Source organism: Nostoc sp. GT001 (assembly GCF_030382115.1).
In the GTDB taxonomy this organism is placed as follows: Bacteria; Cyanobacteriota; Cyanobacteriia; order Cyanobacteriales; family Nostocaceae; genus Nostoc.
The window spans coordinates 237,794-264,110 of the sequence record NZ_JAUDRJ010000003.1; the positions used below are offsets into that span (position 1 = coordinate 237,794).

At 42.1% G+C, this 26,317-nt stretch carries 27 protein-coding genes and 2 pseudogenes; 12 read left to right on the top strand and 17 right to left on the bottom strand.

Annotated features, from left to right (window positions below; translation table 11 throughout):
- The first annotated feature begins 169 nt into the window (after positions 1 to 169).
- Positions 170 to 1,587 (top strand): annotated as a pseudogene (locus QUD05_RS03630) (IctB family putative bicarbonate transporter).
- A 77-nt stretch (positions 1,588 to 1,664) separates the two neighbouring features.
- On the opposite strand, the gene QUD05_RS03635 reads toward QUD05_RS03630, so the two are convergent.
- Both QUD05_RS03635 and smpB read right to left on the bottom strand, forming a co-directional pair.
- On the bottom strand, positions 1,665 to 1,946 hold the full coding sequence (locus QUD05_RS03635; protein WP_289794908.1) for a WGxxGxxG family protein: 282 nt from the start codon (positions 1,944 to 1,946) through the stop codon (positions 1,665 to 1,667).
- Between the two features lie 181 nt (positions 1,947 to 2,127).
- Positions 2,128 to 2,595, bottom strand: coding sequence for an SsrA-binding protein SmpB (smpB, locus tag QUD05_RS03640; protein WP_094349892.1), 468 nt, complete (start codon positions 2,593 to 2,595; stop codon positions 2,128 to 2,130).
- Between the two features lie 648 nt (positions 2,596 to 3,243).
- Here smpB and QUD05_RS03645 point away from each other — a divergent pair.
- Positions 3,244 to 3,927, top strand: a complete 684-nt coding sequence (locus QUD05_RS03645) for a response regulator transcription factor (RefSeq protein ID WP_289794909.1) — start codon at positions 3,244 to 3,246, stop codon at positions 3,925 to 3,927.
- 52 nt (positions 3,928 to 3,979) lie between these two features.
- Here QUD05_RS03645 and QUD05_RS03650 read toward each other — a convergent pair whose 3' ends face one another.
- The 4 genes from QUD05_RS03650 to murC all read right to left on the bottom strand — a co-directional run bounded on the left by QUD05_RS03650 (position 3,980) and on the right by murC (position 7,735).
- Positions 3,980 to 4,480, bottom strand: a complete 501-nt coding sequence (locus QUD05_RS03650; protein WP_289799873.1) for a low molecular weight protein-tyrosine-phosphatase — start codon at positions 4,478 to 4,480, stop codon at positions 3,980 to 3,982.
- 132 nt (positions 4,481 to 4,612) lie between these two features.
- On the bottom strand, positions 4,613 to 4,960 hold the full coding sequence (locus tag QUD05_RS03655; RefSeq protein WP_099100025.1) for a YbaB/EbfC family nucleoid-associated protein: 348 nt from the start codon (positions 4,958 to 4,960) through the stop codon (positions 4,613 to 4,615).
- Between the two features lie 186 nt (positions 4,961 to 5,146).
- Positions 5,147 to 6,148 (bottom strand): UDP-N-acetylmuramate dehydrogenase, encoded by a 1,002-nt coding sequence (gene murB, locus QUD05_RS03660; protein ID WP_289794910.1) that lies wholly within the window; start codon positions 6,146 to 6,148, stop codon positions 5,147 to 5,149.
- Between the two features lie 123 nt (positions 6,149 to 6,271).
- Positions 6,272 to 7,735 (bottom strand): UDP-N-acetylmuramate--L-alanine ligase, encoded by a 1,464-nt coding sequence (murC, locus tag QUD05_RS03665; RefSeq protein WP_289794911.1) that lies wholly within the window; start codon positions 7,733 to 7,735, stop codon positions 6,272 to 6,274.
- Positions 7,736 to 8,138: 403 nt separating this feature from the next.
- Between murC and nadD the strand changes: the two genes are divergently transcribed.
- Positions 8,139 to 8,765, top strand: a complete 627-nt coding sequence (gene nadD / locus QUD05_RS03670; RefSeq protein WP_289794912.1) for a nicotinate (nicotinamide) nucleotide adenylyltransferase — start codon at positions 8,139 to 8,141, stop codon at positions 8,763 to 8,765.
- A gap of 115 nt (positions 8,766 to 8,880) precedes the next feature.
- Complete coding sequence (locus tag QUD05_RS03675) at positions 8,881 to 9,894, top strand: type I glyceraldehyde-3-phosphate dehydrogenase (protein WP_289794913.1); 1,014 nt, start codon at positions 8,881 to 8,883, stop codon at positions 9,892 to 9,894.
- 80 nt (positions 9,895 to 9,974) lie between these two features.
- Here the strand turns inward: QUD05_RS03675 and thiL are convergent, their stop codons facing one another.
- A complete protein-coding gene (gene thiL / locus QUD05_RS03680; protein WP_289794914.1) occupies positions 9,975 to 10,997 on the bottom strand; it encodes a thiamine-phosphate kinase in 1,023 nt (340 codons plus the stop codon).
- Positions 10,998 to 11,086: 89 nt separating this feature from the next.
- Between thiL and QUD05_RS03685 the strand changes: the two genes are divergently transcribed.
- Positions 11,087 to 11,674, top strand: coding sequence for a Uma2 family endonuclease (locus QUD05_RS03685; protein WP_289794915.1), 588 nt, complete (start codon positions 11,087 to 11,089; stop codon positions 11,672 to 11,674).
- Positions 11,675 to 11,719: 45 nt separating this feature from the next.
- Here QUD05_RS03685 and QUD05_RS03690 read toward each other — a convergent pair whose 3' ends face one another.
- On the bottom strand, positions 11,720 to 12,826 hold the full coding sequence (locus QUD05_RS03690) for a peptidylprolyl isomerase (RefSeq protein WP_289794916.1): 1,107 nt from the start codon (positions 12,824 to 12,826) through the stop codon (positions 11,720 to 11,722).
- A 203-nt stretch (positions 12,827 to 13,029) separates the two neighbouring features.
- Here QUD05_RS03690 and efp point away from each other — a divergent pair, with 203 nt between their 5' ends.
- The 3 genes from efp (at position 13,030) to QUD05_RS03705 (ending at position 14,663) form a co-directional block, all read left to right on the top strand.
- The gene (gene efp, locus QUD05_RS03695; protein WP_069070428.1) at positions 13,030 to 13,587 is read left to right on the top strand and encodes an elongation factor P; all 558 of its coding nucleotides are present in this window, start codon (positions 13,030 to 13,032) and stop codon (positions 13,585 to 13,587) included.
- A 108-nt stretch (positions 13,588 to 13,695) separates the two neighbouring features.
- Positions 13,696 to 14,253 carry an acetyl-CoA carboxylase biotin carboxyl carrier protein gene (accB, locus tag QUD05_RS03700; RefSeq protein WP_289794917.1) on the top strand — a complete coding sequence of 186 codons (558 nt, stop codon included), beginning with the start codon at positions 13,696 to 13,698 and terminating at the stop codon, positions 14,251 to 14,253.
- A 62-nt stretch (positions 14,254 to 14,315) separates the two neighbouring features.
- Positions 14,316 to 14,663, top strand: a complete 348-nt coding sequence (locus QUD05_RS03705) for an ArsR/SmtB family transcription factor (RefSeq protein WP_104909018.1) — start codon at positions 14,316 to 14,318, stop codon at positions 14,661 to 14,663.
- A 71-nt stretch (positions 14,664 to 14,734) separates the two neighbouring features.
- Here QUD05_RS03705 and QUD05_RS03710 read toward each other — a convergent pair whose 3' ends face one another.
- The 3 genes from QUD05_RS03710 to QUD05_RS03720 form a co-directional block, all read right to left on the bottom strand.
- The gene (locus QUD05_RS03710; protein ID WP_289794918.1) at positions 14,735 to 15,346 is read right to left on the bottom strand and encodes a GerMN domain-containing protein; all 612 of its coding nucleotides are present in this window, start codon (positions 15,344 to 15,346) and stop codon (positions 14,735 to 14,737) included.
- Positions 15,347 to 15,608: 262 nt separating this feature from the next.
- Complete coding sequence (locus QUD05_RS03715; protein ID WP_289794919.1) at positions 15,609 to 17,429, bottom strand: proline--tRNA ligase; 1,821 nt, start codon at positions 17,427 to 17,429, stop codon at positions 15,609 to 15,611.
- A 60-nt stretch (positions 17,430 to 17,489) separates the two neighbouring features.
- Positions 17,490 to 18,713 (bottom strand): RNA-guided endonuclease InsQ/TnpB family protein, encoded by a 1,224-nt coding sequence (locus tag QUD05_RS03720; RefSeq protein ID WP_289799874.1) that lies wholly within the window; start codon positions 18,711 to 18,713, stop codon positions 17,490 to 17,492.
- A 617-nt stretch (positions 18,714 to 19,330) separates the two neighbouring features.
- Here QUD05_RS03720 and QUD05_RS03725 point away from each other — a divergent pair.
- The 4 genes from QUD05_RS03725 (at position 19,331) to QUD05_RS03740 (ending at position 23,493) form a co-directional block, all read left to right on the top strand.
- Positions 19,331 to 20,713, top strand: coding sequence for a lysophospholipid acyltransferase family protein (locus QUD05_RS03725; RefSeq protein ID WP_289794920.1), 1,383 nt, complete (start codon positions 19,331 to 19,333; stop codon positions 20,711 to 20,713).
- 497 nt (positions 20,714 to 21,210) lie between these two features.
- Positions 21,211 to 22,140: an XDD3 family exosortase-dependent surface protein gene (locus tag QUD05_RS03730; protein ID WP_289794921.1), complete on the top strand. Its 930-nt coding sequence runs from the start codon at positions 21,211 to 21,213 to the stop codon at positions 22,138 to 22,140.
- A gap of 404 nt (positions 22,141 to 22,544) precedes the next feature.
- Positions 22,545 to 22,685, top strand: coding sequence for a hypothetical protein (locus tag QUD05_RS03735; protein WP_289794922.1), 141 nt, complete (start codon positions 22,545 to 22,547; stop codon positions 22,683 to 22,685).
- Positions 22,686 to 22,815: 130 nt separating this feature from the next.
- On the top strand, positions 22,816 to 23,493 hold the full coding sequence (locus QUD05_RS03740; protein ID WP_289794923.1) for a Uma2 family endonuclease: 678 nt from the start codon (positions 22,816 to 22,818) through the stop codon (positions 23,491 to 23,493).
- A gap of 156 nt (positions 23,494 to 23,649) precedes the next feature.
- Here QUD05_RS03740 and QUD05_RS03745 read toward each other — a convergent pair whose 3' ends face one another.
- From QUD05_RS03745 to QUD05_RS03770, 6 genes and pseudogenes are all read right to left on the bottom strand, one after another.
- Positions 23,650 to 24,045 carry a type II toxin-antitoxin system VapC family toxin gene (locus tag QUD05_RS03745; protein WP_289794924.1) on the bottom strand — a complete coding sequence of 132 codons (396 nt, stop codon included), beginning with the start codon at positions 24,043 to 24,045 and terminating at the stop codon, positions 23,650 to 23,652.
- A gap of 1 nt (position 24,046) precedes the next feature.
- Positions 24,047 to 24,322: a prevent-host-death protein gene (locus tag QUD05_RS03750; RefSeq protein WP_289794925.1), complete on the bottom strand. Its 276-nt coding sequence runs from the start codon at positions 24,320 to 24,322 to the stop codon at positions 24,047 to 24,049.
- 91 nt (positions 24,323 to 24,413) lie between these two features.
- Positions 24,414 to 24,704 (bottom strand): type II toxin-antitoxin system RelE/ParE family toxin, encoded by a 291-nt coding sequence (locus QUD05_RS03755; protein ID WP_289794926.1) that lies wholly within the window; start codon positions 24,702 to 24,704, stop codon positions 24,414 to 24,416.
- On the bottom strand, positions 24,704 to 24,934 hold the full coding sequence (locus QUD05_RS03760) for an addiction module protein (protein ID WP_289794927.1): 231 nt from the start codon (positions 24,932 to 24,934) through the stop codon (positions 24,704 to 24,706). Before QUD05_RS03760 ends, QUD05_RS03755 begins: the two co-directional genes overlap by 1 nt.
- A 97-nt stretch (positions 24,935 to 25,031) precedes the next feature.
- Positions 25,032 to 25,127, bottom strand: a pseudogene (locus tag QUD05_RS03765) (hypothetical protein); the annotation flags it as partial.
- Positions 25,123 to 25,314, bottom strand: coding sequence for a hypothetical protein (locus QUD05_RS03770; protein WP_502911377.1), 192 nt, complete (start codon positions 25,312 to 25,314; stop codon positions 25,123 to 25,125). The gene QUD05_RS03770 and the pseudogene QUD05_RS03765, both read right to left, overlap by 5 nt.
- Positions 25,315 to 26,317 lie beyond the last annotated feature (1,003 nt).

A 26,317-nucleotide genomic window follows, 5' to 3' on the forward strand; every position in this document is an offset into this window, starting at 1 on the left:
AGCTGTACTAAGTATATGAAGAACTATCTTAACTTCCTATTGGCTGATGGCTAGGAATAAAAGCGCCATCACGCGATGGGCAATTTCTGTTATTACCTTTTTATAGCTATAGGCATTATGATCGATTCCAAGTTCTGCGTCGGCAGGCTAATCGATCGCAATGTTTTTTATGAATTTAGTCTGGCAACGATTTACTCTATCAACTTTACCGCTCAAAGAATATCTTGCTACCAGTTATGTACACCGCTCTCTGGTGGGACTGCTAAGTTCTTGGCGGCAAACTAGCGTCTTGCTTCAATGGGGAGATGCGATCGCAGCAGCTTTACTCAGCTTAATATATGCTCTAGCACCTTTTGCTTCCAGTACGTTGGTGGGTTTGTTGCTGGTGGCTTGTGTCGGATTTTGGCTGTTGTTGACTTTATCAGATGAAGTAACAACAGCAAATGTCTCGTCAGTCACTCCCATTCACCTGCTAGTACTGCTTTACTGGGGAGTTGCCGCAATTGCAACAGCATTATCACCAGTCAAAAAGGCAGCACTTAACGACTTGGGAACGTTGACCTTGTATTTGCTACTATTTGCCCTTTGTGCCAGGGTATTAAGGTCGCCTCGCCTCCGTTCTTGGATTATCATCCTTTATCTGCACGTATCGTTAATTGTTAGTGTATACGGGTTGCGCCAATGGTTTTTTGGAGCCACAGCATTGGCAACTTGGGTTGATCCAGAATCTCCGATGTCTAAGACTACAAGAGTCTATAGTTATTTAGGCAATCCCAACTTATTGGCTGGATACCTCCTACCAGCAGTAATTTTTAGTTTAGTGGCAATTTTTGCATGGCAAAGCTGGCTAAAAAAGCTCTTGCATTAACGATGCTAATTGTCAATAGTTCCTGCCTGATTCTGACTTTTAGTCGTGGCGGTTGGATTGGACTAGTGGTGGCAGTTTTAGCTGTGATGGCATTGCTAGTTTATTGGAAAAGCGTAGAAATGCCTCGTTTTTGGCGTACTTGGTCAATACCGATTGTGTTAGGAGGTTTAATCGGCGTATTGGTGCTAGCAGTGATATTTGTAGAGCCAGTGCGGCTGCGAGTCTTTAGTATTTTTGCCGACCGTAAAGATAGCAGTAATAATTTTCGCCGAAATGTGTGGGATGCTGTATTTGAAATGATTCGCGATCGCCCGATTTTCGGCATTGGGCCTGGTCACAACTCTTTTAATAAAGTTTATCCCCTCTACCAACGCCCTCGTTACACTGCTTTGAGCGCCTATTCGATATTGTTTGAAGTGACTGTAGAAACTGGCTTTGTTGGTTTAGCCTGCTTTCTTTGGCTATTAATTGTCACATTTAATACTGCACTTTTACAAATGCGACGATTGCGACAAATCAGAAGTGTAGAGGGATTTTGGTTAATTGGAGCGATCGCTATTTTGTTGGGTATGCTAGCTCACGGTACCGTAGATACTGTCTGGTATCGTCCTGAAGTCAATACTCTCTGGTGGCTGATCGTTGCCTTAATTGCAAGCTACTGGACACCTTTAGCTCAAAACCAGACAAATACAACTAACTCAGAACCAGCAGTAAATTAACATAAATAAATTGTCAGTTGTTTTCTTACCGAACAACTGACAACTTTTGAATTTTCCATAAATAAACTTTGAATTGTCTAATCTCTGTAGTTAGTGGCACTTGGGGCATTAGGGTCACGATAAGCTACAGGTTCGCGATCGTTCTTTTTGCCAACCAACCCGCCTAGACCCAATAAACCAAGCAATCCTAGCCAACCCCAATCAAAATCGTTGCGATCGTCAGTGGTGGTTGTTGGAGCAGTAGTAGTGGCTCCAGTGTCATTAGTTGTTTGAGCTTGTGCAGATAGAGTTAAAGGTAAAATTCCCATACTCAAGGTGAGAATGCCAGTGCCAACAGCGGTAATGAAATTACTTTTCATAAGTTGTAAAAGTTCCTGATGCTATCCGAAGTCACTCACCACTGTATTGGTTCTCAACCTTAACAAAATCAATCTGCGGCTATAAACTAAACATTTTCATAACTCACGCTGTAGACATACAACATAGCTTTTACAGCAATACGTTTCTCACTCATTGTGGTAGTTTAGCAACACTGAATCCTCAATAACTTTTCATTGCCCGTTGAATGTCACGCTGGTCTTGGCGTCGTTTCAGGTCTTCTCGCTTATCGTGGAGCTTTTTACCTTTGCCAAGGGCTATACTGACTTTTAGCCAGCCTCGTTTGAGATACATTTTCAAAGGGATTAAAGTTAAACCCTGCTGTTCGACTTTGCCAATTAGCTTACGGAGTTCTTGACGATGCAATAGAAGCTTGCGTGTACGCCTTGGTTCATGATTAAAATATTGTCCACTAGCGTTGTAAGGCGAGATATGCACATTGATCAACCATGCTTCGCCATTGCGAAGCAAAGCATAGCCATCTTGGAGATTGACTTTCCCCGCACGAATCGACTTCACCTCTGTTCCTGTCAACTCAATTCCAGCTTCGTAAGTTTCTAGAATTTCATACAAATAACGGGCTTGACGGTTGTCGCAAATGACTTTGTAACCTTCGTTCTTGTCGCTCATTGATAATTTTGTGTGCTTTAAATGTACCTAAAAAATTATTTGGATTGGTTTGTAAATTATAGGGTGTATCTTAGAACCGCTATAAATGGTGAACTGTATATCACTAATTTAGCTTTTCTAAGTTCACAATTAAGGTTTTCTGGCAACTTTAAGTTAGCTGATACCGATTACCTCTAAGATTTCATAGAACAAGTTGCTTGAGCAACTTGTCTCACCAAGCCTGATTTTGTGCAGTTTCACAGATAGGACTTACACATCAAGTAGAGGTCATACCCTGTGGAAAGCCACTTCTTTACGAAAAACTTCGCGGTAACTTGCTTCTTTGCATTTAGATGAATTGCCCTCACTCCCTTTTTGCATAAATCCTGACAAATATGACGCTAATGAACATTCACTCTCCTTAATTGATGAGTTGTGACAAATTACAAAGCTCTTTATACCTCCTAAGCACAGGGAGTCTAAGGTGGTTAAACTTCGTTAACCTTCCTAATGATTTAAGATTTTCTTTATAAATAAACCCTGAGAGCAGTCATTAGCTGGTAATCCTGTCATAGTATGAAACATAAGAACACTATTATTGTCTGTGTTCAGTAACGGAGTACATAGAAGCAAATTTCTGAGTAAAAAAATGCTAGGGGTGTATTATCCATGCCCTTGACGATCCTTGTAGTGGATGATGATTTGGGCACTCGTCTGTCTGTTAGCGACTATCTTGAACTGTCTGGCTACTCAGTGATCACGGCTAATGACGGTCAAGAGGCTTTGTTTATGGTGGATGAGTATCATCCTGATTTGATTGTCACGGATATTGTTATGCCACGGATGAATGGCTATGAACTGGTGCGCCGGGTGCGTCAACAACCAGTGTTTCGTTTATTGCCTGTAATTTTATTAACGGCACGCATTAAAACCCAAGAAAGAATTCTGGGCTACCAGTCAGGGTGCGATTTATATTTGCCCAAGCCTTTTGAACTGGAAGAGTTAGCAGCAGCAATCCGCAATCTTTTGGAGCGATCGCAAATTATCCAATCAGAGTATCGTTTTTCTCATAAAGATAGTTTGGGCATTTCCGGTTTGACAAAAGCGGGAGATGCCCATAATTCTCTGTCCACTCAAATTCAGAAATCTCATCTGCACTCAGCCCTAACTCACAGAGAACAGGAAGTCTTAGAGTTATTGACTCATGGTCTTTCTAATGCCGAAATGGGTCATCAGCTACACCTGAGTCCTCGAACTGTGGAAAAGTACGTTAGCAGTTTATTGAGAAAAACCTCAACCAGCAACCGCGCGGAATTAGTCCGTTATGCGATGAAGCATGGTTTAGTGGAATAAAAGTTAGGCGTTAAAAGTGAGGAGTGAGGAATTAAAACTCCAAACTCCAAACTCATAACTCCTCACTCATAACTCCTAACTCTTCACTTTTAACTTTTGTGAGCAGACCTTCACAAGCATCGATCAGTAAATCAATAACCTGATTAAATCCCTCTTGACCACCGTAATAGGGATCTGGAACTTCCGTTAGAGTGTGTCGAGAACAAAACTCGCACATCAAACGCACTTTATGCTGATATTGCTTAGTTCGATCGAGAGTGAGGATGTTCTCATAATTTTCTTGATCCATCGCCAAAATCAAATCAAAGTCTTGAAAGTCTGATTTTAGAAACTGTCGTGCTTGACCACGCAGTTTAATACCCAATTTAGTAGCAGCCGCAGCACTCATACGTCTGTCAGGTGGGCTACCAACGTGATAGCTAGATGTACCAGCAGAGTCACAGAGAATGCGATCGCTCAAGCCAGCCTCTTCAATGAGATGATTCATGATATTTTCTGCCGATGGCGATCGGCAGATGTTACCTAAGCAGACAAACAGCAACTTGTAAGGCATAGATATACTTTGTCCTTTGTCAATAGTCATTTGTCCTTTGTCTAATGACTAATGACCAATGACCCTTATGGGTTCGCCAGTCACTCATGGGGGAAACCCCCAAGACCGCGCTGGCTCACTAATGACCAATGACTAAAATCCAGGTAACTCCAACCCACTGGTTAATTCTTCCATGCGTTCCCGCATTGTTGCTGTGGACTTGTTGTAGGCTTCTTTCATTGCCACTGTTACGAGATCGGAAAGTACTTCTGCACCTTCTGCTAAAGCATCTGGAGAAATTTCTACCCGCTTGGGTTCTTGGTTTCCACTGACAATTACCTTCACCAGACCACCGCCAGATTCTCCTTGAATCTCCATTTGCTCCAATTCTTCTTGGAGTCGCTTTGCGCCTTCTTGAACTTGCTGCGCTTTCTTAAAAGCTTCGGCTAATTCTTTCATTTTTCCTAAGCCAAAGCCGAATCCCTGTCCTTTTCCTGTCATAATTATTAATACGCGTGTGCGTTGAATAACAAATCAAATTCAATTATAGATGCGGTAAGTAATTTGACTCTTTTTTTACCAATAATTAATGCGTTATGGGTTGGGAGTAGGGAGTAGGGTATTGAACATTGGTTATTAATTCTTTTACCNNNTCTCCCAATNTCCCCATTCCCCATTCCCCATTCTTTATCCACAAGCACCTTGAAACTCTCCGAGCATTTTGACTTCTGGCTCTAAATTAATAGACCAACGTTCTTGTACTTGATGTTGGATGTGGCGAATGAGACAGAAGATATCACTAGCTTTTGCTCCACCACGATTAACGATAAAATTAGCATGTAGTAGTGCTACTTGTGCTCCACCAATTTGGTAGCCTTTCAGACCAGTTTGTTCAATTAACCAGCCAGCACTGTAAGGTTTGGGATTGCGAAATACACTGCCACAACTGGGGAAGTTGTATGGTTGAGTGCTTAACCGATGCTTTTTGTGTTCTTTGGTAATTGCCACAACTTTTGCTGGGTCTGCACCTGGCGCGAGTTGTAAGGTAGCTTGGGTGACTATGCGATCGCCACCTTGCAATAATGAAGTCCGGTAGCTATAACCTAACTGTTCCGGGGTAAGAGTTTCCAGCGTACCATCGGGTGAAAGTACCTCAGCACTAACTAACATATCTGCGATACAGCTATTATGTGCCCCTGCGTTCATCACCACGGCACCTCCTGCTGTTCCGGGGATACCAACAGCCCACTCCAATCCTTGCCACCCTAATTCTGCTGCCGCCCATGCCAAGCTGGGAATTGATTCTCCGGCAGCAACGGTTAATTGACCGGTTTGGGGGTCAAAGTGGTTAAAGCGGAGATGACGAGTAGCAATAACTAAGCCTGATATACCACCATCGCTTACCAGCAAGTTAGAACCTGCTCCCAGTGTTGTCACCTTTAAATTACGTTCTTTTGCGTACTTAAGACTTGCTTGCAGTGCTTCTAAGTTTCGTGGGGCAACGTATAAATCAGCTGCTCCCCCAACTCTATAGGAAGTAAACGCTGACAAAGAAGCCTGGGACTTGATTGCACAATCAGTACTGGGTAAGTAAATTACTTCACTCTCCACTGAATTAGCTCTTTGTTGTTTCTTTGTATTCAAAGCAGAAACTGTGCAGACTTTTCCAGCTGCCTGGGAAATGGTCATCTTTACTTTTTTTGGTAAAATTTTTACATTAATTTACCGTAAAGATACGGTAATCGAATTCACAGATGAAACCGTTGCTAGAGGGGCGCTTTGCTCGGAAATAAAACTTCGCAAAGTCTCCACTTAGGATGTGGCTTTAGCTAGCTCACAAAGTGTCGTAATTATTTCAGGAATCACCTGGTTCAAATTTCCAGCCCCTAAAAACAGTGCCAAGTCTCCTGGGCGTAGTGTTTCTAGCAAGTACTCACACACTGCGGGTAAAGTTGGTTGATAAACGACAGGAGAATGCTGTTTAGCAATTTCCGCCGTTAGACGTTCACCACTAATTTGCCCTAAATTAGGTTCGCCTGCACTGTAAATATCAGTCAGCACCACCAAATCAGCATGGGTAAAAGACTCGGCAAATTCTTCTAAAAAGGTCAGTGTCCGGCTATAGCGATGAGGTTGGAAGATGGCAACCACTCTTTGCCCTGGTCTTGCCTGTAAACGTGCTGCGGCGAGAGTAACGCGAATCTCGCTCGGGTGATGAGCATAGTCATCAATGAAGGTAATGCCATTGACTTCACCTCGGAACTCAAAGCGTCGTCTTGCTCCTTCAAAGGTGGCGATACCTTTGGCAATTGCTCCAAATTCTAAGCCCAAAGCGCGACCAACAGCCACTGCCGCTAAAGCATTGCTGAGATTATGCCGACTGAGCAAGCGCAACGTCAACACGCCCAAAGCTTTGCCTCTTTCCCAAACCAAAGCTGTGGTACCATCAGCACGATAATCAATATTGGTGACGGTGTAATCAGCGTCGGTATCTGAGTGTAAGCTGTAGCTGATTGTGGGTTGTAAGCGATCGCGCACTGTAGCACAGTCAATGCTACCTATCAACGTTTTACAACCCTTGGCAAATGTCTGGAAGGTGTCAATGACTTCTTCTAATGTATCGTAATGGTCAGGATGATCGAGTTCAATATTGGTAATGATGCCAATTTCGGGAGCGTGTTTTACCAGAGAACCATCTGATTCATCTGCTTCGGCCACCAAATATTGGCTTTGTCCCAATCGAGCATTACCGGACCAAGCATTGACTTCGCCACCGACTAAAATCGTTGGGTCTAGGCCTGCTTCTAGAAGCATATAGCCAATCATACTACTGGTTGTAGTTTTGCCGTGCGTTCCTGCTACTGCAATACTGTAATAATCGGCAATTAAAGCTGCTAGGACATCTGAACGATGTAAAACTGGACAACCTAATTCCAGAACTGCTTTGTATTCTAAATTATTAGTGTTTATTGCTGTTGAACAAATGACTTGAGGCAGTTTTGACTTAGTATCAGTAGGTAATTCTTCCGGTGAATTTAATACTACTGAATCAGCCAATACCTGAGGCTGAAAGAATTCGAGATTGCTTGCCTCTTGTTTGCCGAAAATATGAGCACCGATAGATTCCAACTTGTGCGTAATGTGGTTAGGACGAAGATCCGAACCTGACACTGGAAATTGACGCTTTGCAAGAACGTATGCCAGAGCAGACATACCTATGCCACCGATGCCAATGAAATGAAATGGTCTACCACTAAAATCTACAAAATTAGTCATTTATTGCTCCTCTTACACCACACCACACCATAATCACAAATGACACGCGTATCATAACAGGAATTTGATTTTTACCGTAACTACTCCTGTATCATGTTCATGTTTGATGCCCAAATGATGTTTCTGCTCTGGTTTTCCTGGTTGAGAATGATTTTACCTTGGTTGGAGGTTTTTGCGATTTCTGAACTGTTGTTAAGATTATTCTGAAAATTTTGGCCGCATCGGGAAAGAAATTCTTGTAATGTCAAATACATATTTTTGGCTACCTTACTGGAATTGGCTACATAATACATTGTTTAGTGAAACTAATTTGAAATTGCATCAAGTTTAGGCGTGAATTGAGTACAATAGTACATTGGTAATGAAACTATTTTTCAATTGCATATAACCCAGGCTGATCTGGATGCAGCAACTAGCAATTTTTGGTGGCACATTTGATCCAATTCATTGGGGACACCTGCTCGTAGCCGAGACAGCTTTGCATCAAGTCTCCCTTGAAAAGGTAATTTGGGTACCAACCCTAAATCCTCCTCACAAAGAAGCAGCTTTGTTTGAGCATCGTCTGCAAATGCTGCAATTAGCAATAAAAGATAACCCAGCATTTACTGTCTCACTAGTGGAGACTAATCGGTCTGGGACTTCTTATGCCATTAACACCCTGATTGACTTATCTGCTTGTTACCCAAATACTCACTGGTACTGGATTGTGGGCTTGGATACTTTCCAAACCTTACCCGGTTGGTACCGGGGACACGAATTAGCACAAATGTGTGATTGGTTAATCGCACCCCGACAGCTAGGTGGTGAGACTATAACTCAAAGCAAATTAATCTGCAAGCAAGTCGAGCAACAACTCAAGGAGGAGTCTGTGATCGTTCACTGGCAACTCTTGAATATACCTTTAGTAGGAGTTTCGTCAAGTCTAATTCGCAAATTTTGCCGCAAAGACCAGTCAATTCGTTATTTAGTCCCGGAATCGGTCAGATCATATATCACTAACAACAATCTCTACTCTTACAAATCTGAATAAATTATGTGTTTTTTTATTGATCTAACACTTTATGGTTAAAAGTGCCCCCCCCTTTGCGATATGATTGGGGTCAACGATATCAACATATAAGCATAAATACAGAGGGCAAGACACTGTGATTAGAGTTGCAATCAACGGTTTCGGGCGGATTGGACGTAACTTTGCGCGTTGCTGGGTGGGTAGAGAGAATAGTCGGATCGATCTTGTCGCTATTAATGACACTTCAGACCCTAGAACCAATGCTCACCTGCTAAAGTATGACTCAATGCTAGGCAAGATCAAAGGTGCTGAGATTAGTGCTGACGATAACTCTATCATCGTCAACGGTAAGACCATCAAGTGCGTATCCGATCGCAATCCCGAAAACTTGCCCTGGAAAGATTGGGGAATTGACCTAATTATCGAAGCAACCGGGGTATTTACTAGCAAAGAAGGAGCGCTCAAGCACGTAAATGCTGGAGCCAAGAAAGTCCTGATTACCGCTCCTGGTAAAAACGAGGATGGTACTTTTGTGGTTGGTGTGAATCATCATGACTATGACCACAACAAACACAACATTATCAGTAACGCTAGCTGTACTACCAACTGCTTGGCACCAATCGCCAAGGTGTTGAACGATAAGTTCGGCATCATCAAAGGTACGATGACCACCACCCACAGCTATACAGGCGATCAGCGCTTGCTAGACGCTTCTCACCGGGATTTGCGACGGGCGAGGGCCGCAGCGATAAACATTGTACCCACCTCTACTGGTGCAGCAAAAGCAGTGGCGCTGGTTATCCCAGACCTGAAAGGCAAGCTAAATGGTGTTGCCTTGCGCGTACCAACCCCGAACGTCTCAATGGTAGATTTCGTAGTTCAGGTTGAGAAGCGTACTATTACTGAAGAAGTTAACCAAGCTCTCAAAGATGCTGCCGAAGGCCCACTTAAAGGGATTTTGGACTACAGCGAACTAGAACTAGTATCTTCCGATTATCAAGGTAGTGATGCTTCTTCGATTGTCGATTCTAGCTTGACTTTGGTTATGGGCAATGACTTAGTAAAAGTTATGGCGTGGTATGACAATGAGTGGGGTTACAGCCAACGAGTCTTGGATTTGGCAGAGTTGGTAGCCGAGAAGTGGGTTTAATTAAACAGTGAGGAGTCAGGAGTGAGGAATAAGGAGGGAAGAGTTAACAGTGACGAATTAAAACTTCTAACTCATAACTCTTAACTATTGAAGTGTTGAAATCCCTGGCTAAGATTCAGAACTTGGTCAGGGAATTTTTTTTGCTCGTCGTGCAATATTACTGTCGATCCGGCTGTAATTCTGCCTGCGATCGCAGCACCTTGACCAAGATGTTGCACTAAGGCTGATGCTAATTCTTGTGGTAAACACAGTACTAATTCAAAGTCTTCGCCACCATATAGAGCATATTCTAGCGCTTGCTCTTGTGTCAGCCAATTGTCAAAAGCTGCTGGCATGGACATTTGTCTGCGTTCTAGGACAGCGCCAACCCCACTGGCGCGGCAAATTTGGATAATTGCATCTGCCAAACCATCGCTGCTATCCATACCAGCAATGAAGAGTTGGGAGTTAGGAGTTAAAATTTTCCAGAGGATTGGTAAGACATCTAATCGTGGCTGTGGGCGTTGATGTGCGCGGATTAGAGCCGTGCGTTCTGCATCTTTGAGGTTTTGTCCTAATTCGGGATGTAAGAGGAGTTCTAAGCCAGCGTGGGAGGCTCCATGAACGCCTGTAACGACGATCGCATCACCCACAATAGCAGCAGAACGGCGAATAATTTGACTAGGGTTAACTTGACCAAAAGCGGTAATTGACAGAGTAGTAACAGGTGATCGCACCACATCACCCCCAACAATTGGGGTATTGTATTTTTGCAGGCATTCTGTCATTCCCTGGTACAAACGTTCTATCCAACTAACTCTAAGTTCACCAGGGAGTCCCAACCCGACAGTGATTCCCAATGGAGAAGCGCCCATTGCTGCTAAATCTGATAAATTGGCAGCAGCAGCTCGCCAACCTGCATCTTCTGGGGAAGTGGTGAGGTTACTAAAATGCACACCATCAACCAGCACATCTGTAGTCACTACCAAAGATTGCCCTGGTGCAGTCTCAAGTACTGCTGCATCATCGCCGATAATTTCTGAAGGACAGAAGCGCTGTAATCTTTCTAAAATTCCTTGTTCACCAATGTCTTTTACTTGTTGAGAAGATAACTCACTGTTCACAATCGGTTTTTCGTGTTGCAAAATTACGAAGAAAACTGATGATTTGTTTTACTGTTTAAAATAAGGGTATCGTCTAGGAGCCAGTTGGGATGGTAACAACACCAGTAACCAGCATCACATTTGAGGAGTACTTAACCTATGATGATGGTAACGGTTCCCATTATGAACTGGTGGATGGAAAGCTAGAGCTAAGGAACCCACCAACTATTGAACATTTTCTGATTGCCAGTTTTTTGGATACTGCCTTGGAAGCAGAAATCAAACGTTGTAACTTTACTTGGCTGTGTTTTCGGGAAAGTGGGGTGAGAACGGGTAGAAATAAATCTAGGTTGACTGATTTGTGTGTAGTGACACTGGAGCAAGCTAGAGAATTGTTGAATGCTTCAGCAGTATTTGAGTCACCACCGTTACTAATTGTCGAAGTGGTCAGTCCTGAGTCGGTGAAACGGGACTATCGTTATAAACGCTCAGAATATGCGGTCTTAGAGGTTCCTGAATATTGGATTGTAGACCCACTAAAAGCAAAAATTTCGGTGTTACTACTGGAAGATGGATTTTACGAAGAAACAGTTTTTACAGCCACTGAGCAAATTGTATCACAGACTTTTCCAGAATTAGCTATTGCAGTTGATCGGGTGTTCACCGCCGGAAATCTGAATCAGGGGAGACGCGATTAATCGCGTCTGTACAAGAATTATTCTTCTCCTGTCCCCTGTGTCTTCTTATGCAGCTTGCGGTTCAACCAGATTTTCTATTCCCTGAACCACTTTTGCTGATTCGATTTTGTCACCAGCTTTCAGTTTATCCAAAACTTCTCTGCCTTCGGTAAGATAGCCGAAAACGGCATAACGACCATCCAAGAGGTTGCGTCCGGCGGGAGTGAGTTCTGGTTCAAAGAGAAAGAAGAAGAATTGCGAAGATCCACCATTTACTTCACTTTCAGGACGAGCCATCACTACTGCACCAAAGGCAGAAAAAGGTAGAACTGGCATATCAACGTAACGACCAGCTTCTTCTAGAGTAATGCCATAAGTAGGTGCTTTATCTCCTTGAACTAAGACTTCTAAGGGAATAGCACGATATTTGCCCGTTGTTGGATCAATGAAACCCACATCTTTCCCAGCAGGATCTCCAGTTTGGAGAAAGTAAGATTCTTCAGAACGGGTAAATTCTAAGCCATTATAAAAACCCCTCTGTACCAAATCTACAAAATTACCAGCAGTTACAGGAGCGCTGTAACCGTCTACTACAAGGGCCAAATCGCCTTTGTTGGTTTTAATTTCTACAGTGGCACGACCTTTAAGTTGTGGCAGGTTGCTGTACTCAGCAGGTACTTCAAAGGGGAATTGTTTCACCATTGACTCTTCTAGCTGAGTCACAAGATTCAGAAGTTTGCCTCTTTCTTGCAGAATTTGTTCTTTATCTTTGCTGTTCGCCAATTCCTGTAATTTACCCACCCCAGATTTCAACTCGGTAATCCAAGCTTCGGCTTGGGGTTGGCGTTCTGCGGGAACGCTTGTTAAGATTTGGGAAGGTTTATCGAGAATGCGGGATGCTTGGCTAATGTCTTTGGAAATAGCACCCCAACGTCGATTCGCCCGCAGTTGGGCAGAGATGTCCTCTAAACTGCCTTGTAGTTGCCGCACAGGTTTGTTATCTATCGGGAGTGCATACCGCAACAAAGCCTTTCCGTCGGTAATTGCATTGCCGGCTGGCAGTGCGGCGCTACTGGAGGGAGTCCACCCGACTGTAGTTATGCCTAAAAATATTGTTACCAGCAGTATTGCCATTAGGCTGTTCTTCAGCCAGGATTTTAATAAGTTAAGCATGGGATAACTCAAATGCAGCAGTGAATTGTTGACTGGACGTAACCCATAAATAATCTTCCCACGTTAGGTGATGAGTGGAGCAGAGGTCTAGGGCAGAGTAAAAATGACTAATGACAATGACAACTAAACTAATGACAAATGCCCAATGACGACCCTAGAAGGGTACAATAAATGCCGATTGTCTTCCAAAATTTGAAAGTTTCATGATCTCCAGTAACGACTTTCGACCCGGTGTTTCAATTGTATTGGATGGGTCTGTATGGCGAGTGCTTGAATTCCTACACGTCAAGCCAGGTAAAGGTTCAGCCTTTGTACGCACTAAGCTAAAAAATGTCCAAAGTGGGAGCGTTATGGAAAAAACGTTCCGCGCAGGGGAAACAGTGCCGCAAGCTACTTTAGAAAAAAGCACGATGCAGCATACCTATAAAGAAGGCGATGAGTTTGTCTTTATGGATATGGAAACCTACGAAGAAGGCAGATTGACTCGTGAGCAAATTGGCGATCGCGTCAAGTACCTGAAGGAAGGTATGGAAGCTGAAGTTATTAAATGGGGTGAGCAGGTTCTAGGAGTAGAGTTACCTAAGTCTGTAGTTCTGGAAATTGTCCAAACAGATCCAGGTTTAAAAGGTGACACTGCCACAGGTGGCTCAAAACCAGCAACTCTGGAAACTGGTGCAATTGTGATGGTTCCTTTGTTTATTTCTCAAGGAGAACGCATCAAAGTTGATACCCAGGAAGATAAATATATCAGCAGGGAATAACTTTCATCTCTACGGAAATGCAAGTCTCGATTTAAATCCCTACATAGGGATTAATTCCCTGCCACACTTAAAATGCTAATTTACGGATAGGTCGAGGTAATAAAAACTGTGCCATTGGACTTTAATGAAATCCGCCAACTTCTGGCAACTATCGCACAAACAGATATTGCAGAAGTCATACTCAAAAGCGATGACTTTGAGCTAACAGTCCGTAAGGCTGTGAGCATTAGCAATCAGATGTTGTCGTTAGGTCAAGGGACTTTAGGCGGTGTGGTAGGTTCAGGCTTGACATCGGGTTCATCTGGAGGAAACCAGATGAGCGGAAGTCAGGTAACGGAGGTGTCCACATCTCGTGTATTTGAGAATACTGGAACTAGCACACAAATGCAGTTATCAGTAAATCCTCCCTCAACCATTGACCAGAGATTAGTAGAAGTGCCTTCCCCAATGGTAGGAACGTTTTATCGCGCTCCTGCGCCTGGGGAAGCGGCATTTGTGGAAGTGGGCGATCGCGTCCGCAAGGGTCAAACAGTCTGTATCATTGAAGCCATGAAGCTGATGAATGAAATCGAAGCCGAAGTCTCTGGACAGGTGATGGAAATTCTTCTCCAAAATGGCGACGCTGTAGAATATGGTCAACCTTTGATGCGAATTAACCCCGATTAAGTATTAATGTATATATGATGTGAGTCATTGTTAAAATTTTCTTTCCTTGCGGGTTAACCCTGATGAAACAAACGTTGCCTTTACCACCAGAAGTGGTGCAACAAGTAGCTGAATACTTCAGCCTGTTAAGTGAGCCAATGCGCCTGCGGCTGTTACACTTATTACGGGATGAAGAAAAATGCGTGCAAGAGTTGGTAGAGGCAACACAGACTTCTCAGGCAAATGTTTCAAAACACCTGAAGGTAATGTGGCAAGCAGGTATTCTTAGCCGCCGCAGTGAAGGAACTTGCGCCTATTACCGGGTGGAAGATCAAATGATTTTTGATTTGTGTAATCGGGTTTGCGATCGCCTCGCCACAAGGTTGGAGCAGCAAGCCCGTAATTTTCGTGTGTTAAATAGTAAACGGTAAGTTTAAGAGAGTTATGAGTTATGAGTTATGAGTTAAAACTCCTCACTCCTAACTTCTAACTCCTAACTTTTTTAAAGGGGATAATCTTTCTGAAACTGTTCGCGAGTTAGCGGTTGTTGTAACTCTACACCCTCACCGCCTAAAACATCTAAGGGTTTGCCGTTCACGTCAATGTACACTTTGGCTTTGGGATTTAAAGTTGTGGCAGTGTAAACAACTTGTCCTACGCGACCCATCATTGAGGTGCTACCGCCACCGCTGGTAAAATCTTCAGATAAATTAACGTGAACCTCATTATTTTCTGCCTTCAGTCCCAATAGCTTGGTTCCTTTAGGGATGGTTGTCGAATCTGTCCCTTCTGTTGGGCCTGCTAACAAACTTTGGAAAGCTGCTTCTAAAGGCTGGTTGGGTCGAATAGAAGCGACTTTAACAGGCTGGGGAACCAAAGTAACATTTTTGTTGTTTGATCTTAGCCAATAAACGTTGGGGGTTTGCTCATTACCTAGCTGCCTAGTTGATGGCTGTGCTGACTGTTCAATGCGGCCAGAAGGGTTTGATGGTGTGGGAGTATTGCTGGATTGTGTGGTAAACCAAGCTACACCGCCACCCACCGCTACAACCGCTGCTGACACAGCTGCAATTACGCCTGAAGAAATACGATTAGATCCTTGTTGGTCTTTCATGTTCAAAACCTTCCTAACTGAGGGCTGATATGGTAGTTATGTGAGGAGCAGCCTGGTTAAAGACGATACTTATAAGTAGAGAGTTTCCCACAATCGAGAGGAGACTTGATGGCTTTTAATTCTGCAAGTCCCTAATCCAATTCTAGAATTTTTATTTCTAATCCGTCACCTGCCAGATTATGTAAATTTTTGGGAGTCGGGAGTAAAGAAGGGAATAGGTTACAGGTTACAGATTATTCCCTATAACCTGTCACCTCTTCCCTTATCCCAAGTCTCTATGCCCTATTGCTTCTGTAATCCATTGTTTGAGTATTTTTGTAACTTCATCAATGACTATTTCTTGAGATTTACGGGTGGCTCTTTCTACAACTTCAACTTTGCCATTAGCGATCGCGCGTCCGGTTACAATTCTATAAGGTATGCCAATCAAGTCCGCATCTTTAAATTTGACTCCCGCCCGTTCGTCGCGGTCATCTAGTAGGGTTTCAATTCCCGCTTGATTGAGTTCTGTGTAAAGTTTTTGGGCGATTTCGATTTGTTGAGCATCCTTTATGTTGGGAATTGTGACGATCGCGTGGTATGGTGCGATCGCAACTGGCCAAATAATCCCATCTTTATCGTAAGATTGCTCGACGGCAGCTTGTGCTAATCGTGACACACCTACACCAAAACAACCCATAAATAGCGGTTTTTCTTCACCCTGTTCATTGGTATAAGTTGCACCCATCGCTTGGGAATATTTAGTGCCTAATTGGAAGATGTGACCTACTTCAATTCCACGAGCACTTTGTAGGATTTGTTCTGGGTTGTGGATGGCGCGATCGCCTGGTTTGGACTTACGAATATCTACTATTCTATCTGGTAACTTAAATTGCTCACCCCAATTAGCACCAACTACATGATAACCAGCTTCATTTGCGCCTGTAACAAAGTTTTTTAAATCAACGGCTGTTTGATCCACTAAGCGCAAAAACTTGGGATGAATCTGTTTATTAGCAGTAATATAATCATCTGCAATATCCGGCGCAATGTAGCCTAAAGGTAGAGATTTCGCTGTCCATGCTTGCTGGGCTTCTACATTTGGTACATTCAAACTAATAATAGTTTTAGCACCATATTCAGAAGCTAATTTGGTCAATTCATTTTGCAATTTGACTTCATTAACTTCCTGATCGCCTCGGATACTCACCAAAACTAACACCGTTATACCATTATCATAAACTGTCTGATAAAGGACATTTTTCACTAATTGAGTGGGAGAACAGTTGAGGAGTTGACAGACCTTTTCAATGGTTTCTGTTCCAGGTGTATCGCGTTTTTCGTAGGTTGTAAACCGTGAGGTTTCGGCGTCAATTGGTAAAGAAACAGCCTTTTCTACGTTAGCGGCGTATTTACCATCCTCAGTGTAGAGAACTTCATCTTCACCCGCTTCCGCCAAAATCATAAATTCTGTGGAACCAGAACCGCCAATTGCACCAGAATCAGCTTCCACTGCCCGAAAAGCTAAACCAGAACGTCGCAGGATATTGCTATACGCTTTATACATATCCTGGTAAGTTTCCTTGAGGCTGGCTTCATCGGTATGGAAGGAGTAACCGTCTTTCATGATAAATTCTCGTCCGCGCATTAAACCAAAGCGGGGACGAATTTCATCGCGGAATTTGGTTTGAATTTGGTAGAGATGTAGGGGTAGTTGGCGATACGAGCGAATCATATCACGAGCGATCGCTGTGATGACTTCTTCATGAGTTGGGCCTAATCCTAATTGTTGCTCGCGGCGGTCAATTAGGGAAAACATGATCCCCTCAGCTTTGGTGTAAGTGTCCCAGCGTCCCGATTCCTTCCATAAATCAGCAGGTTGTAATTGTGGCAAAAGACATTCTTGTGCGCCTGTAGCGTTCATTTCTTCCCGCACAATCTGGGAAACTTTTTGCAATACCCGCCACATTAGCGGGAGATAAGCATAAATACCGCTACCGATGCGACGGATGTAGCCTGCACGGAGTAATAATTTATGACTGGGAATCTCAGCATCAGCCGGATCATCCCGCAGTGTAACAAATAACATTTGTGAAAGTCGCATCGTTTATTCCCTTATTCCCTTTCCAAAATCTCTAATTTGTTTTTGACATTCCCCAAATTGCTAATTCGGGGATTCTACATTCACAGACTCGCCGTTAGACGACAGGCTTTTGCCAACCGCCCAAGAGGGCAAATCTCCTGTAGCGTAAATTCCCGTATGCCCTACGGTACTCAGTCCTAATTTCAAAATATTGATGCTAGCGTTTATGTCCCTATCCGCTACATAGTTGCAATGTGGGCAAACATGAGTTCTTGTAGACAGAGATTTTTTCACTTTCTCGCCACAGTTAGAACAGTTTTGACTTGTATTATGGGGAGGGATTGCAACAGTCACCTTCCCGTATTTGTGACCAAAATATTCTAACCACTGACGGAAAGTGTACCAACCAGCATCACTGATAGATTTAGCTAGATGTCGATTTTTCACAAGCCCTTTCACATTTAAATCTTCATAGGCTACCAAATCATTAGATTGGATGACGGAGTATGCTAATCTCTTGCAATACTCTTTTCGTTGCCTACTTACTTTTAAATGCTTCCGGGCATATCTATTTCTAGCTTTGTGGTAATTGTTTGATTGCCGGATCTTGGCTTTCTTTTTGGCTGCACTAAACTTCTTGGACTTTTTACGATTAGCGCGGTTTAAGGCTTTTTCGGATTTGCGGTAAAACTTAGGCGCAGGTTCTACATTACCTTTGCTATCGGCAATAAAATACTTCAAACCTAAGTCGATACCAACTACTTGTTGAGTCGGTTGTGCTTCTACTTTAGCATCCACATCAACCGCAAATTGAGCGTAATACCCATCAGCACGACGCACCAAACGGACACGCTTAATTTGCTTGATATTGTAGTAATTTAGGTCGTAAGTTCCCTTTAGTTTCAGGGTTCCAATGCCTTTCTTGTCTGAGAAAGTTATGGCTTTACGAGTAACAGAAAGTTTCCACCCAGTTGATTTATATTCAACCGAACGGCAATTTTTCTTAAATTTGGGAAAGCCTTTCTTACTCAAGTCCTTGTTCTTGCAGTTATCGTAAAATCGAGAAATTGCACCCCAAGAACGTTCAGCCGCAGATTGCCTAGCCATTGAGTTGAGTTCATTAGCAAAGGGAAACTCAGCAGCTAATACCGCGCAATATTTATTGAGATCATATCTACCAACATTTTTGTTATCCATCCAGTAGCGCAAGCACTTGTTTTGAATGAACTGGCTGGTACGTATAGCCTCATCTATAGCGCAATACTGCCTGTCTTTTCCTTTAACCTTGAACTCGTAAATAATCAATGGTATCGACCAATTAACCACATATTTATGTTAACATTCTTGACATAAGATAGCCCAATACATTTGGCACATTCGCTTATATCCTCCGTTTAAAAACGGGGGATATAAGCATCACGCCTCATAAACCAATACGCTTGGGTTAAGGTCTACTGGCAACAATTTTGGGTTTTCGAGACGCGATAAATCGCCGTCTCTACAAGTGTTTTGCTGCTCATTCTGAACTGGATTGTGATGTGATCTTTGGAACTATTTAATCTAAGTCGAAGTGCGAAATCTACCCACACAATTATCGGGTGAAGATGTATTACCAGGATTTGGTTTAAGTCTTTCTTGTTATTAAGATTTGCAAGTGCTGCTAAACTCCACTATCTGCCAACACTTCCCATTGCAGCAAGCCCTACTTTATAAGTCTGCGTAAAGACTCTTCATTAAAATAATCTGCGTAGGCGGGCTAAGAAGGTATCCTAGTTTTCTAACCTAAGTCATGTGCCAAGCACAGCGCAATAGGCAGGTTTTACTTTGACTTCATTACTCAGGGCATATTACAGCCGTTAGGATATCTTAAAAGAAATAACCATCAGGCGATTAGAATCAGGGAATCTTTAGGAGAAACTACTTTGGCAGATGTAATTTATCAAGCACAAGCACCCTTAGAATTTATTCCCCCCGCGTTTAACCCTTTATTGCTACGAGTTGTTCATCTGTTGCTACCCAGTTGGATAAAATGGCAAACACCTATTACCCAAATTGAAGCAGACAACGTAGAAGTTCTGGTGGATCTCTATCGCCAGTTTCAGGAGGGTAAGATCCGTTTTATGCTGGCATTTCGCCATCCGAAAACAGACGATCCGTTTTGTTTGGGTTACTTGCTGTCTCAAATTGTACCAAAGACAGCGCGATCGCAAGGTACAACACTACAACATCCCATTCATGCTCATTTTATCTATGATCGCGGTATTCCTCTATGGGCAGGTTCCCATGTTGGCTGGATTGCTTCTCATTTAGGTGGGACTCCGATTCAGCGCGGTAAGGCTGACTGGACGGGGTTACGTTCGGCGCGTGACTTGTTCGCCAATGGGAAATTTCCGATGGCGGCTGCGCCAGAAGGTGCTACCAATGGTTTATCAGAGAATATCAGCCCGCTAGAACCTGGTATTGCCCAATTAGGCTTTTGGTGTGCTGAAGACTTGCACAAAGCTGAACGCCCCGAACAGGTTCTAATTTTACCAGTTGGGATTAAATATAGTTACGTTGATGCTCCTTGGGATGCGATCGCTAATCTTTTAAGTGAATTGGAAGCGGCTAGTGGTTTACCTGTAAATCCACCAGAAAATGCTTCTATAGAGTCGCTTTATCCCCGGTTGTTGGCTTTGGCAGAACATTTACTTTTGCTAATGGAAGAATTTTACACGCGGTTTTATCATCAAAAACTGCCAGATGCGAAGATTGTCAACGGGCAAATTCCAGATAGAAATGAAGCGTTAGCAGTTCGTCTACAAGCTTTGTTGAATGCAGCGTTGTTAATCTCAGAACAGTATTTTAATTTGCAGTCAAAAGGTAGTTTGAGCGATCGTTGTCGGCGAGTAGAACAAGCAGGTTGGAATTATATATTTAGAGAAGAATTTAAAGATGTAAAAGGAGTATCTGCGGTTGAAAGAGCTTTAGGCGATCGCGTTGCAGAAGAAGCCAATGCCCGGATGTGGCACATGCGTTTAGTAGAAAGCTTTGTGGCTGTTTCTGGTAATTATATTCGTGAAAATCCAACAGTAGAAAGGTTTGCTGAGACGACTTTAATTTTATGGCAAATGATTGCTAAAATCAAAGGTAATAAAGCTGTGCAGCGTCCACAGTTGGGTAAGCAAAAAGTAAAAATAATTGTGGGTGAACCTATATCCATTTCTGAGCGTTACCCAGCGTATAAGGAAAATCGTTTGGGTGCTAGACAAGCTGTTGCTGATGTAACAAACGATTTACAACACGCGTTGGAAGGTTTGATTTGATTAGAAGGGTTGCATTGTTTGCTAGTAACCATAATAAAGCTGTCAGTCGTCAGAGGCTTATTGATTTCAACCCCTGCCTCCTGACTCTCTTAAATAATAAAGCGCAATGTAAATGCCCAAGTGTTCATCCAAATCGGATATTACTTTTTAAAGTAGATCGCGCGTTTAGATGCTCTGTACGGAGATGCTAGGGGGATATGGTTTATTAAGCTTGCACAAACCCAAAAGTTTTTCAAAACTGTCTAAATAAATGGGTGCAGATAATCGCAGGCTGCTAGACCTGCTTGCCTTTGCTCCTATTTCACTTTCATACAATTGGGTTAGATAACGGCAATTGTAACTAAATATGTCATTTTTCATTTGAGTTTTATAAAATTAACGTTAAGTTATCCAAATTATATTTTCAGAAAAATCACGCTTTTCTCTATTTGTAATTCCAATTACAAATAGAGAAGCCCAAAAAATTGTGATTCTCTAAATCAATCAATTTATAAATAATGAAAACTCAAAACTTATTCAATTTTCTGAAGGTTGGTATTGCTACTTTTGGAATCTTCTTTGTGGCTGCTCAAGGAGCCTATGCCTCAGACTTAAAGGGAACAGCATTTAGCATATCTTTGGAGTGTCTGAACGACACTACCGGACTTTTGATGGGTCAAAACTCCACTGATGCTAGCGGATGGCAGTATTCATTTGATTCAAACAAAGATGGGATGAACGGGAATTACTGGGTTGGTGCCGCGGCAGGAAAAGTAAATCCCTACGATCTCTCTGGTATGGCTATCAAAGAAACTGCTACCAGTATCATTGTAGCAATCAATGGCAACATGAAGTTAACAGGAGAGGCTGAACAGGGTGCTGCTGACGGTCAGATTGGATATGGCGATTTGTTCTTCAACATGGCGGGTAAAACCTTTGAAAATGCTATGAGCAGTGGCGATTTGTTTGGGATTCATTTCGCTTCAGCAAATGCTTCAGGGGTACAACAACTTGGTGTTTATAGTAATGTTCAAGCAAAGACAGTTACTAATATCAAAGAAGGCTACACTGTTGGATATGGTGGTTTGGCAGGAGATGGATGGATTTCTTACGAAACTCAGGTAAAACAAGGTGGTGGCGTTGTCGGTTATGGTGATTTGACCAGTAGTTACTTTACCAATAACGGGAAAGACAAGACATTTAATCTCAATGTCATCAACTCTGGAAACTATCTGAGTGGAATCTCATTCCTAGCACAAGGTAATGTAACGCAGCAGTTGCTAACCACTGGCTATGATGCCAGCAAATTCAACGGCACACAAACCATTGCATTTGAATTCAAGAAATCTTCTATTGTCCAATCGACTCCTGAGCCTGCTAGCCTTGCTGGTTTAGGAATCGTCGGTCTGGCTTTGGCTGGTAGCAAGCTACGCAAGAAATTAGCGTAGCCATTGAGTAGGGACTATTCGCAATACGGCTTGATTTATCTTCGGTGATTATAGACAAAATAAAAGACTATTTTCTTTCATGTAAATGATCGCTGGAGTAATGGAATTTTGGATGAAGCTTAAGCAAAAAGTATCCCAAGCTGTATAGATTTACTCACTAAATATTAAATAGGTAAATTTCAATGCCCTTACTTTTTAGCAAGGGCATTTTTTTCTAAGATAGTTATCAAATACAAAACTATTCAGGCAATTCTCTAAATAATCTCGGTAACGCTCATGACATTTTTCAAATATAGGCAGACAAGCTCTTAGTTATTGTGATTATTCAATTCCTGAATTACTATTCCTTATTAAAAGAAATTGATAATTTAAGCAGAGAATAAAAGATACAATTAATTCATTATTTGACTAGACAAATAGAAAAGAAAGACCCCAAAACAGAATCAGAAAATTTAGTTGAATTATTTCAAAGCTCTCCTCTAGTTGGTGTGGATATAGATTTAAAACGTCAAAGAGACCTTGACAACCGCCAACTAGAATTATGAATTATATTTTAGATACAAATATTATTTCTGAATTACTGATTATCTGTGCGATCGCTCTAGTACCTATCCATTGCTAAGTAATAATCAGATTTAACCGCTATAATTTTAGTGAGTTTTAGGGAAACCAGCCATGTTAGAGTACAGTCTGCCGAGGTACTTGCCAAGCGCCGAAGAACTACCCGACTCTGATGAAACGCCTGTGGATAATGAACTGCAAGAATTAATACCAGGCTTGCTGAAAGCAATATTGCTGATACTTTGGGCGGAACGCATGGACTGGTTCTTTGGCATAGATATGGGTATTTATTATCACCCCGATAAACCACCAATTGTACCAGATGGATTTTTAAGCTTAGGGGTAGAACGGTTCTATGATGAGGAATTGCGTCCTAGTTATGCGTTGTGGGAAGAAAAAGTTTTACCAAGTTTAGTGCTAGAGGTGGTATCTCAAATTTACCGTAAAGAATATACAACTAAATTAGATGAATATGCAAATTTAGGCGTACTTTATTACGTAATTTATTCTTCTCGCCGTCGCCGCAAACCGCGTTTAGAAGTGCATAAATTAGTCAAGGGTAAGTATGAATTGCAAGCAGGAAATCCGGTTTGGCTACCAGAAATTGGCTTAGGAATAGGATGCGATCGCGGGAATTATTCTGGTGTCACTAGAGAATGGCTTTATTGGTATGATCAGTCAGGAAAACGCTATCCTACACCTTACGAGAAGATTCAACAAACTGAACAACGCGCTCAACAGATGGCAGACAGGTTGCGATCGCTTGGCATAGATCCAGATAATCTTGATTAATCGCTTGCTAGTACATCTGCATCGCTCAACGAATCCAGCAAGAAAATAATCATCAGGATTCATAGTGCTGTGTTGTTGACGTAGGAATATCAATACTCGCGATCGCAACGCAAGTAACTCTTAGAGAAGCTATACCAAGGCTAACGCACTCAAAACTCAAGTAAATGGATTAAGTATGGTAATACCGCATCCCTCGAAGTCTTTTGTATTTCTGGTTATTAATGTAATTTGGTGAATTTCGGCAGTTGCGGCAATGATTATGTCCGCTTGAGTGCGAGGTTTTCCTTGAGTTTGTAAGTATCCTCTTAATTCATCCGCACGTTTAGCAATTTCTGGGCTAATAGGAATTACCTGACAATAAGTGACCAAAAAATTATCAAACCAAGTTTGAATTCTCTGGTTTGGCTTTGCTGATAAACCATAGCAAATTTCTTCTAAGGTAATAGCACTCAGAAAAATTGATGAGATGCTTTGACTCCAGGTGATGACTCCAGGATTGGGTATTGGACGAGCTAATTCACTGATAATGTTAGTATCGCAAAGAAAGCTCATGCTATTCCTCAGCAAATGGGATAGGGCGATCGCTACATCGTGCAGGTGTCTCTAAAATGTAATTTTCTTCAGCACAGATTTGACGTAATTCTACAAAAGCATTGGCGAGGGAAGAGGCTTTTTGTTCCTGATGCCAAGCAAGGAACTCTTGAAAAAGTTTTGGTTCTACAATTGCAGCAACTAATTTGTCCTGCTTGAAGATTAATTGAGGTTCTGATGCAATAGCATCAATTACCTCTGGCAGTTTTTGTTGTGCTTCGTCAAGTTTCCAGTTCATTTGTTTTAAATGTTGGACTGCTGATTATAACTTAACGTAACTTTAGACATCGCTTGGCATAGATCCAGATAATCTTGATTAAGCTATCTATTCAGATTCTCTTAGCCCAGTAATTTGGTTGACGTTGAAGGTGCATAACTGCAACTATTAAAATTTGCTGCTCTTTGATGGCATAAATTATCCCATAGGGAAAACTGGCTATGCGGCAGCGTCTTGTATTCTTTGATAATTGAGTCCATGCTTCTGGGAACTGTTCAATACGATTGAGAGTGCGTTCTACTTCAGCAATAAATGCGTCTCCCATCTCACGGCTGATGTTGTCATAGTAAGCAACAGCATCATCTAATTCCTGTTTGGCATCAGGATGAAAATTATAAGCCATTACTTACTCCTAGAACGTAGCTCTCGCAATACTTGTTCACCAGGAATTAAATTAACTTCGCCTTGTTCAACAGCTTCAAATCTTTGCTCTGCTTCTTCTGCCCAAATAGCATCTATTTCTGCTTGATTTTCAGCATCCAGACTTTTAAATAAATGTTCAGCCAGCATTGCTCTTAACCCTGGAGGTAAGGACAATGCAGTATTGAAAATGTCGTCATAAGTATTAACCATAGTTTTTTCCAGATTTAAGAGCAAGTCATCTTGATTTTAGTTTAGGTTACTTTTTCTGTATCTAGCTAAATACTCAAAACTGTGATCGCAGCACTCACTACTTTAGTCGCCAAATTTTGATGGTCTGGTCATCACTACCACTGGCAAGGGTTTTGCCATCTGGGCTAAAGGCTACGGAACTAACCGAGTTAGAAACAAGATTCATTCAGCTTGTCTAAATCTTCTGCTAAATAGGTTTTACCAAATCCCCCACCACCTAATGTTTTTATCGGGCGATAGCGGTTTCTCAACACCACCAATCCTGTGCCGCAGTTAGAGCCAAACATTGTGCGATCTGGATCGGGCGGATTATGGCAAGCTGGATTGAGGCAGCAGATCATAACTGTGCATCTATAAGCAAATTGTATTTATTATCGCTTAAGCACGACCTACTTCTGGTAGAAACTGCAAAATAGTGTATAAATTACGTTTTTCTGCTCGACAGGGTTGCTCATAAGCAACTCACTGAACAGGTAGATGATACCCTAATGGCTTGTTGGTAGTGAAGCGATGATTAGGGACTTCCAAGAAATAAATTATCCAATCTTGTGGGGTGGGCATCTTGCCCGCCTTTGACTTTGACTGTGGGCGGGCGAGACGCCCACCCCACAATAAATAGTTGTATATTTTTTTATTTGGGACTTCCTTAGCAGTTTAACTGTTTACGATTATGTCAAAACTGCATCGAAAAAGATTCCAGGTTTAAAGACTGTCGCTTAACAGTTAGGCGATCGCTTTAATGCTATCAAAGGTAGACCTACTAAAGCTGCGTCTGGTTCTTGAGTCTTTGAACTCCATTAGTAAGCCTCTACAAGTTTCGTGGCTAGGGTAGCATAGCTTTACGCCGCTACAGCAATCAACAATTATTTAACTGCTATGAGAATATCTACTTATTCTGCCGCTCTAAGATTTTGTGTTGGCTATTCCCACACATCTATATAATAAGAAAACAGTCGCAATGAGCGATAACTATATTTTGAAACGTATACATACATACAGACAGCAAATCCTAAAAGAAAATAAAGAAACCTGTCTTTCGCCTATCCAAATAATAAGATACTAATAGTAATAGGATATACAGAAAATAGATTTATAGCCTTACTAAATTCATATTTGAGTGCATCTGAGTACAGCTTAATATATTGCAAAATATCTTGACGAAATCTTAGCAAATGCTTACGGGTAAGGTTTCTTGTAGCATGAACATAAATTCTTAACCCCTGCCCCAAAAATACTAGTACCCCCATCATTAAATACTAGTGCCCCTACCCCAAGATAAATTTTAAGTTTATCTAGAGTCGGGGTTTCGGCGTTTGAGTACAACCTTAATCAATCCAATAAATC